This is a genomic window from [Flexibacter] sp. ATCC 35208 (assembly GCF_001975825.1).
GTDB lineage: Bacteria > Bacteroidota > Bacteroidia > Chitinophagales > Chitinophagaceae > Chitinophaga.
In genome coordinates this window covers 1-8,508 of sequence record NZ_MTKN01000124.1, presented here as the reverse complement: position 1 = coordinate 8,508, position 8,508 = coordinate 1, and the positions used below count along the sequence as shown (strand labels likewise).

Genomic DNA, 8,508 nt, shown 5'->3' with positions numbered 1-8,508 from the left:
GTTGCGGAGGTGATGAGTGCTGGGGATTATTATCCTTTTGGGATGGGGATGGGGGATAGGAAGTGGAGTTTAGGAGGGTATAGGTATGGGTTTAATGGTCAAGAGAAAAGTGATGAAGTGGTAGGGGAAGGAAATCATAATACTGCACAGTATTGGGAGTATGATACTAGGATAGGATTTAGGTGGGATACAGATCCAGTCTTGAATGCTGGTATGAGTCCATGTGCTATTTTTAGCAATAACCCAATAGCATATAATGATCCAAACGGAGCTTGTCCTACTTGTCCGGTAAATGCAAAAGAAGGTGATACTAATTCCTGGGGTGGATTGTCATTCACCTTTTCCAATGGCTCTTGGAGTCATACATTAAATGATGTGAATATTGTTGCGGTTTCATTGGGTAAATCTTCATCACGGTTTCAGAATTGGGCGAATAACGTAGGTGCTTCAGGAATTACAGCTCATTCTAATTTGTTGTATCAAGAAAAGATTAACGGTTATCAGGACGGATTTAGTAGAGGTATATATGGAGTTGGAAGTGATGGAAAGACGGCCTTACCCCAATCAATAAAAGATCGATTAAGAGGAGAGGCAAATGCAGAAGCATATTCTGACTTAAAAGATAAATGGGCTAGCGATGCTTCCGGATGGGATCCTAACTCCTTGGGATTTTATTTCAATCCTATTGCATGGTCAGGATATTATAGTACAAGGGCCGAAGCTGTCACGAGTCGATCAGAAGGTTATTCTTTAATAACATCAGTTAGTATTAACGTTGGTCTACAATGGATAGGAGAAGCTCCAATATCAAGAACACGACCATTAATACAAATAGGAGGATTATACAGAAGAGGTGGAAATGTTGGCGGTTTGGCCGAGCTTGAAGTCCCTATGCAAATGAGAACTGTAAAAGTGTTGCGGAGCAAGCCGGAGTTGGTTTGAAAGGAGTTAAACTTAGGATAGTCAGAGAGCCGGAATTAGTTGGGAGATCACTATTTGGTTATGCACATAAACGCACAATCACTCTTTATCCGGATGCTTTTGGGAATTATGAGCTTTTAGTGAAAACTTTGGGACATGAACGAACTCATTTATACCAGTTTTCTATATTTGGCCATCCTCAAACATCTGCAGAGAGTTTTTTGTTTGATGAGGCAGCATACGGAATAGAGAATACTTTTTGGGAGTTTTATAAAATGAATAAATAAATGTGGAAAAAAATTGTGCTACGGGTTCTAGATGGTGATAATAATATACCATCACCATTTGATAAAGATGGTATCATGAAATATGTTTTTGTACTTGTCGATGAGATAAATATGATGGGATTTTTGCTAATTTGGTGTTCAAAAACAACTAAGGGAATTAATATTTCCAGATTGAAAATCCCATCTGAAGTTAAATATTTAACCAAAACAGAGTTTGAAAAATTCTCTCTTCCCGTTATAACATACGTTGACCCCTCAGAAAATGGAGGTGGTTTATAATTAGAGAAATTATGGTCAATTTAAGGAATTGGATTTGATACATAGAGTATTCGCAAGAAGGTAAGCAACATCTTTGCAAATAAATTATAGTAGATAAATGGTGTATTTAGTGATGCGAAATGGCATGAAGATGAATTGATGATGGCAAAGGCCGGACTTGGTCAGAATGATTATCAACAAGTAGTTCGCTTTGCACGTGCGAATAATTCAAGAACGGGTTCAATGCGGCCGGGAACTGTCGGAATTTATTACGCATCGGAAAATGAGATGGCAAATTTTCAGTTTTTCAACCTCTCACAAGCTGGTCCAGGGACATTTGTGGTAGGAGGGTGGAATACCTACTTTCAGGATGCCGCGCAGGCGTCCGCAAGACTCAATAAGACAGTGACTCATGCAGTAATATTTTTTCAGCAAAATGGAGCAAAGGGATTTACCCCAGTGAACGTCATCGAAATGGTGAAGCCTTAGGAGGTTCCCACAAACAAAGCACACAACACATTTACAAATAAATTACAATAGATGGATGCTTTAGCTATAAAAGAGTTTATTTCTATTTATCAGTATGCAGTATTTTCCCAGGTAAGGGCAATATATGATTCGCTTGAGCCGTCGGACAAGGACGATTTTCCTGAAACCTTGATTCGCTATAATAGATCGCTTACAGGAGAAAACGAAGAAAGGGGATTGTTTGCCGAATTGGTTGAAAATAGCAACTTAGCAAATGTAGTTCAGGTATTAAGCTATTTTTACTTTATTAAGCCGTTATATTTGGAAGACAGATTTATATTGTTTGGGCGTGATAATGATCGTTTTTATATAGGTTTTGATTTGGTCAACCGCAAAGTTATTTTGTTTGATGATATGGATGGGTTATATACCTATATCGCGGATAGCGAAGGTGGATTTCTCGATTATCTTCGGATTTATCTGGAGTATGAAATTATGCCTAATGAATTAAAAAATGATTATAAAGTTCGTCTAATGTTTAGAGAGAGAGTTATTGCAGCGGTTGGAGGGGAAGAATATATTGATTACTACAGATTTGTATTTCCGGGACATCTAAATGAGGAAATTGTTAATATAACGTTCCCATTTAAGCTTTAATTTCTTTTACATAAGATACGTGGTTCACATCGGCAAAGAAAAACGGAGTGGATATTTTGAAGTGAGTTTTGTTTATATAGGTATCAGAATCCAGCTAAAGCATCGTCATTTGGAATTTTAAAAGATACTCTGACCTGGATCGATATAGTCAGACTTTCAAGGGATTTGGTTTTGAATTTTAGATACCAGGATCAGGAGCAATTGAGCAAGTTTACCTAGACCCTTATTTCATCCGTTGCCTAAGGTTGTTATATTAGAAAGGTTGGGCAGATGGTTAGGCACTAGTTACAGGCGACAAATGTCTCTGTTCAAAAGACAGATAGTAGTATCTGTGCAAGACTGGCTGCACTGACGCAGGAATATAATAACGCAGCGGGCGGATTTTATCAGTTCCTTGTAAATAAGTTTGGTGCTGCGATGACGCTGACAGAGGCAGAACTTACGAGTTTGCAGAATGGCTGTAACAATTGCCATTACTTACTGGCGGATGAGATACAGTTGCCAGTGTTTATGGACCCTGGAGCACAGGGGTATGTTAGCGGATTTAGTTACTACTAACAATTAATTAGAGTAAGAATATGGCAAAAATTTATGTGCATGATTTCAATTGGGAAGATGCAACTATAGAGAATCGTAACGAAGAAAGAGATTTTTTCTATCAATTAGATGTCTATTATAATTTTTCAAAGGAAGATCCAGGAGAAGGTTGGGAAAATTTAACAAGATTTAGTATTTCTGTAGCTACACCGATGGGTATAGGAAAATATTTGAATGCGCGAGTAAAGGACGGCATATATAAAGGAAATTTCTTTTTTAACTATCTTTTGGTAGTTCAGGAAAATAATAAGGATGAACATCTGGAATTTGTTAAAAATAGCTTAGAAAGTATAAAAGGGAGGTCTGAAAAGGAGTTGATACTAAAAGCAACTAGAATGTTTAGTTGGGAATATCAGGATGATTATTATGGAGGAATTAATCGTTTGATTTAACTGAATTTTCGAGACTGTAAAATTTCCTGTGTTAACGGCCTATGGTGGTGAATTATCTCAATCGGCCCAAAAACTGGGGAAGTCGCTGCTGCCTCGCCATTCTCCCTTCCCCATCCCGGCAGGGTTTCAAACAATGGGGAAGGAGTTTACACAAAATATTTTACACTCCCTTTCTGTCAAATGGAAAACTTATTATAATTTTTCGGAACAAGATCCTGGAGATGGCTGGGATAATTTAGCGAGGTTTCGTATTTCTGTATCTACTCACATTGGTATAGGGAAATATCTGAAGGCTCGTGTCAAAGATGGCATATTACCTTTATGGCACCTGCCGGGACATCCTGATGTATCTTTATTACACACCGCATCAGGTGCGCTTGTAAGGCATGTCGGCCAGGGGGCGGTAAAGGCGAGACATTTATGATACCACTACACGCTGCTACTTTATCTTCCAAATGCTTTTAAGAGTTACAGCATCTTCATGATCGACAGGCACTTCAAAAAGCTTTCCTCTCAAAAGCTGATCCAGCAACATTTGTTGTAGGGGGATGGAATGCTTACTATCAGGATGCTTCACAGGCGTCCGCAAAACTTAATAAGACGGTGACACATGCAGTGATATTTTTCCAGCAAAATGGATCAAAAGGGTTTACTCCGGTAAACGTTATCGAAATGGTAAAACCGGAGGAAATGCCGACAACCAAAGTACACAACACATTTACAAATAAATTACAATAGATGGATGCTTTAGCTATAAAAGAGTTTATTTCTATTTATCAGTATGCAGTATTTTCCCAGGTAAGGGCAATATTTGATTCGCTTGAGCCGTCGGACAAGGACGATTTTCCTGAAACATTGATTCGGTATAATAGGTCGCTTAAAGGAGAAAACAGGGAATGGGGAATGTTTGCCGAACTGGTAGAAAATAGCAACTTTGCAGATTTAATTCAGGTGTTAAGCCATTTTTACTTTATTAAGCCATTATATTTAGAAAACAGGTTTGTATTATTTGGACGTGATAATAATGGAGGGTTTTACATTGGTGCTGATTTATCAAACCGCAAGGTAATTTTAGCTGAAGATATTGATGGAGCATATACATACATTGCTGATAGTGAGAGCGGATTTCTTAGTTATCTTCGGATTTATTTGGAATATAAGATTATTCCAAATGAAATAACAAATGATTTTAAGGTTAATAGTATGTTCCTAGGGAAAGTTATTGCCGCAGTTGGAGGAAATGAATATGCCGATTATTACAGATTCGTCTTTCCTACTCAGCGTGAGCCAGAAAGTACTCTTATAAAGCTCCCATTTAAGTTGTGAGGTTTATTAAATTAGATGAATAGATTTGGGATATAATAAATCTACCTTGCCAAAGCCTTATGGGGGGGAGACTTTGTTTGAAATGGGCAGGGTTAGTAGGATTAGATAAGTATGAGGAGGGTGAGATTCCTGATGATATCCTGAACATTATTTTAGGTATAGAGCAAACCCAAATTCAACCAGGAAACAAATTTTGAACCAGGCAACTCTGATTGACAGGCAATATGGTACAAGTTTTAATCCGAGCTTAAATACAAATACTACCGCACTTATTATTCATCCTATAAATTCACAAAATACACAACAAAATGAATAATATGACTATAACAAAACAATACAGATTATTACCAGAAGTTGCTGGTCAGCTAGGGAAACATACTCAGTTAGACAGTTCTGTTCATCCTCCGAGAATCTTTCATCTACATTTTATTTTCGATGGTTGGTTAGGAGATGATATAATTGAATGTTTTCCATGTTTTCTGATTACAGAATCAATGTTAGAAAAATTAAATCATATTCATTTAACTGGTTATTCTTCAAAAGATGCAGAAATATCCTCTTCCGAACTCTATAAGGACTTACATCCAAATCGCGACCTTCCAAATTTTAAATGGCTAATTATTAACGATAATTTGGGAGATGATTTTTTCTTAGATAAAAAGAATTACCTGATGGTATCAGAAAGGGCAATGGAAATTCTTAAACAATATGGGAAACTAGAACATTGTGAGATAGAGGAGATATAACGACAAAGAATTTCAGAAGAAGTGTAATGTATTGTGGAAGCTGAATAATGCTATTTGGTATTGGGGTCAAGTCCGTGCAAATACTCCATCAATCAAATGGAATAACAGAAAAAAGTATGCTTTAGATAATGTTTATGCGCCTGAAGCTGATGCAATCTTTGTGGAACAGTTTAAAACGTTTAACCCGTTTGAGGGACAAAAAATAAATATGCACCACATGAATCAGGAAAACAAGGTAGGAATTGCACTGCGGTCTGAATAACATATAGGGAAAGGCATTACTTCCTTATGCCATAAATTAGGGAGTGGCTATAATTTTAGGAATGATGTTAACCAATTACCAGCAAACATATGGAGAAGATCCTTTATTAGTGGATGATTTACCTGATGATAAATGGCATGAAGATGAATTAATGATGGCAGAAACCGGACTTGGTCAGAAGGATTATCAACAAGTGGTTCGTTTTGCGCGTTCTAATAATTCAAGAACGGGTTCAATGCGGCCGGGAACTGTCGGAATTTATTACGCATCGGAAAATGAGATGGCAAATTTTCAGTTTTTCAACCTTTCTCAGGCGGGTCCAGAAACATTTGTGGGGATGGAATGCATATTATCAGGATGCTTGAACAGCGTCCGCAAAACTCAACAAGAAGGTGACACATGCTGTAATCTTTTTCCAGCAAAATGGCTCAAAGGGATTTATGCCAGTAAATGTCATAGAAATGGTAAATCCAGAGGAAGTACCTGCTAACAAAGCACACAATACATTTAAAAATAAATTACAATAGATGGAGACTTTAGCTATAAAAGAGTTTATTTCTATTTATCAATATGCCGTATTTTCTCGGGTAAGGGCAATCTTTAATTCACTTGAGCCGAATGAAAATGAATTTGGGGAGATTTTGGTTAAACATGATAGAGCGTTAATATGGGAAAATGACAATAGAGGACTGTTTGTAAAACTTTTGGAAAATAGCAATTTGGAGGATGTAATTGGCGTATTAAGAAATTTTTACTTTGTAAAGCCACAATATTTGGATGGCAGATTTGTCTTTTTTGGGCGGGATAGTAATCTTCGGTTGGACATCGGTTTGGACTTATCTAACGGTAAAGTAATAATATTTGATAACATAGAGGAGACGTATGCATATATTGCAGATAGTGAAAGGGGGTTTCTTAACTATCTTCGGTTATATTTAGAATATACGATAATTTCAAAAGAAATTAATAGTGACTATTCAGTAAGTTTAATGTTTAGAAACAAAGTTATAGAAGCAGTTGGTAAGAATTATGCTTCTTATTATCGGTTTATTTTTACAGGACCTCCCGGTACCGAGAGCACTCTTATAGAACTACCCTTTAAATTGTAAGTTTCTTAAGCCAAACTCAGTTAAGATATAAAATTTCAGGAATATAGTATTGCTCGAATTACTGGACTATTTTATAAACCAGCAAGAGATAAAAACAGCCTTTTATAAAGCTGAGTATAAATTTTTGTAGGGTTGCTAATATAACTACATATATGGAGCTGTTTTGGCACAGCCGTGTGAGGGTTGTTTAAACAGCACAGCTTATGTTGCAAAGGCGCATTCGCTGCGTACAAAATTATTGCAGGTATGTAAGGCGGGTGGTGATTTGGATCATCCGAATGGAGCGAGTACAGTACCTGGTGCAGCGCCTTCCGGAGGTTATGTATCCTTTAAAGAGGCCATTATAGGCTGTAACAATTGCCGTTACTTACTGGCGGATGAGATACAGTTGCCCGTGTTTATGGATTCTGGAGCACAGGGGTATGTTAGCGGCTTTGTAATCCAATTTCGTATATTGATCCTAAAGGTGATACAGCTGGTTTAGGAGGCTCGAGTACGAGAGATGAGCCAACAGCGGTTGGAAGGCAGGACCCTTTAGGAAGGGCACAGATAATTTGGTCTACCTTCCTATTCCTCCTGATGGGTTACAACTTTTTTCTAATGATTATAGTTATTTATTTAGTTATTATATTGCCAATCCTGCGACCGGGCTATGTATCACACGGCAAAACAATTAAGACCTGTTCCTGTACCTTCAGGTACTCGTACACACGATCCATCAAGGGACTTGCCGAAAAAGCCATTTTCTGTTCCTGAAGTATTGCCTCAAATTTTGCCAGAATTTCCGGAATTTTTTCCTGAAGGTATACCACTTTAAATTTTTACGTAAACTATTAATCATGAACTTTGTAAGTTTTATAAATGAATTTATCAATCCAGCTATTCCGAAGTATCATGAACTTCTGATTGAGGATTTTAAAAAGTCATTGCCATATACCGGAATAGTTAATAGATTATTTTATAAAGGTAATTCCCTTGAAGAATTTCTAGATTGGCACAAAAATATGCGACCATTAGGTTTTGATTATATAAAAATAAATAGTAAGGGAAGCTCAATAGGTAGATTTTGCAGAATCGAAGAATTAGATAATATTCAGCATGTATTCAGATATATTAAAGAAGAAGACATTAATAGATTTAATTTCTTTTTAGAAGATGAATATTCTTCATTTGAAGATGCTAAGGCTTCTTTTCCTCGTCCTTATTACTATATAAGAGGTAATTTCGTTGAAATACTTGATGGTATTTTATTTTCTTCCTTATCTGGTTTTACCAGGGATAAACGTCAGTCTTCCTTATTTGAAAAGGTTCTTTTTGAGAATGTTTCACTAATTTTTGATACCAATAGAAACGATATGTATTATAAGGGAATTGAAAGCTATATTTTCCCCGACTTAATTTTTAAAATCAACGGAAAGAAAATTAAAATTAATCTACAAACGGACCTTAAATCCTTAATTTTTCTTAGTGAAGTTGTTTATACTT

General features: G+C 36.6%; 13 protein-coding genes and 1 pseudogene. All 14 read left to right on the top strand.

Translation table 11 applies throughout. From position 1 onward, the window contains the following. Nucleotides 1-942, top strand: a 942-nt coding sequence (locus tag BW716_RS37290; protein ID WP_220388899.1) for a hypothetical protein, incomplete at its 5' end; no start/stop codon positions are given. Continuing rightward, nucleotides 939-1,208: a hypothetical protein gene (locus BW716_RS37950; protein ID WP_083730496.1), complete on the top strand. Its 270-nt coding sequence runs from the start codon at nucleotides 939-941 to the stop codon at nucleotides 1,206-1,208. The genes BW716_RS37290 and BW716_RS37950, both read left to right, overlap by 4 nt. Beyond that, nucleotides 1,209-1,487, top strand: coding sequence for a hypothetical protein (locus BW716_RS33930; RefSeq protein WP_083730495.1), 279 nt, complete (start codon nucleotides 1,209-1,211; stop codon nucleotides 1,485-1,487). Nucleotides 1,488-1,625: 138 nt separating this feature from the next. Continuing rightward, nucleotides 1,626-1,955: a hypothetical protein gene (locus BW716_RS33925; RefSeq protein ID WP_143709202.1), complete on the top strand. Its 330-nt coding sequence runs from the start codon at nucleotides 1,626-1,628 to the stop codon at nucleotides 1,953-1,955. A 51-nt stretch (nucleotides 1,956-2,006) separates the two neighbouring features. After that, complete coding sequence (locus tag BW716_RS33920; RefSeq protein ID WP_083730493.1) at nucleotides 2,007-2,591, top strand: SMI1/KNR4 family protein; 585 nt, start codon at nucleotides 2,007-2,009, stop codon at nucleotides 2,589-2,591. Nucleotides 2,592-3,169: 578 nt separating this feature from the next. Further along, the gene (locus tag BW716_RS33915) at nucleotides 3,170-3,580 is read left to right on the top strand and encodes an Imm8 family immunity protein (RefSeq protein ID WP_083730492.1); all 411 of its coding nucleotides are present in this window, start codon (nucleotides 3,170-3,172) and stop codon (nucleotides 3,578-3,580) included. 28 nt (nucleotides 3,581-3,608) lie between these two features. Further along, the gene (locus tag BW716_RS33910) at nucleotides 3,609-4,004 is read left to right on the top strand and encodes a hypothetical protein (RefSeq protein WP_143709201.1); all 396 of its coding nucleotides are present in this window, start codon (nucleotides 3,609-3,611) and stop codon (nucleotides 4,002-4,004) included. A 314-nt stretch (nucleotides 4,005-4,318) separates the two neighbouring features. Then, nucleotides 4,319-4,906, top strand: a complete 588-nt coding sequence (locus tag BW716_RS33905) for a hypothetical protein (protein ID WP_083730490.1) — start codon at nucleotides 4,319-4,321, stop codon at nucleotides 4,904-4,906. Between the two features lie 317 nt (nucleotides 4,907-5,223). Further along, entirely contained in the window at nucleotides 5,224-5,652 is a 429-nt protein-coding gene (locus tag BW716_RS33900) for a hypothetical protein (RefSeq protein ID WP_143709200.1), read from the top strand. A gap of 25 nt (nucleotides 5,653-5,677) precedes the next feature. Then, nucleotides 5,678-5,914 (top strand): annotated as a pseudogene (locus tag BW716_RS39315) (hypothetical protein); the annotation flags it as partial. A 61-nt stretch (nucleotides 5,915-5,975) separates the two neighbouring features. Next, nucleotides 5,976-6,404: a hypothetical protein gene (locus tag BW716_RS33890; RefSeq protein ID WP_083730487.1), complete on the top strand. Its 429-nt coding sequence runs from the start codon at nucleotides 5,976-5,978 to the stop codon at nucleotides 6,402-6,404. A 37-nt stretch (nucleotides 6,405-6,441) separates the two neighbouring features. Further along, nucleotides 6,442-7,023, top strand: a complete 582-nt coding sequence (locus tag BW716_RS33885) for a hypothetical protein (protein ID WP_083730486.1) — start codon at nucleotides 6,442-6,444, stop codon at nucleotides 7,021-7,023. Nucleotides 7,024-7,186: 163 nt separating this feature from the next. Continuing rightward, a complete protein-coding gene (locus tag BW716_RS33880; protein ID WP_083730485.1) occupies nucleotides 7,187-7,507 on the top strand; it encodes a hypothetical protein in 321 nt (106 codons plus the stop codon). 355 nt (nucleotides 7,508-7,862) lie between these two features. Then, on the top strand, nucleotides 7,863-8,508 hold a 646-nt coding region (locus tag BW716_RS33875; protein WP_143709199.1), incomplete at its 3' end, for a hypothetical protein.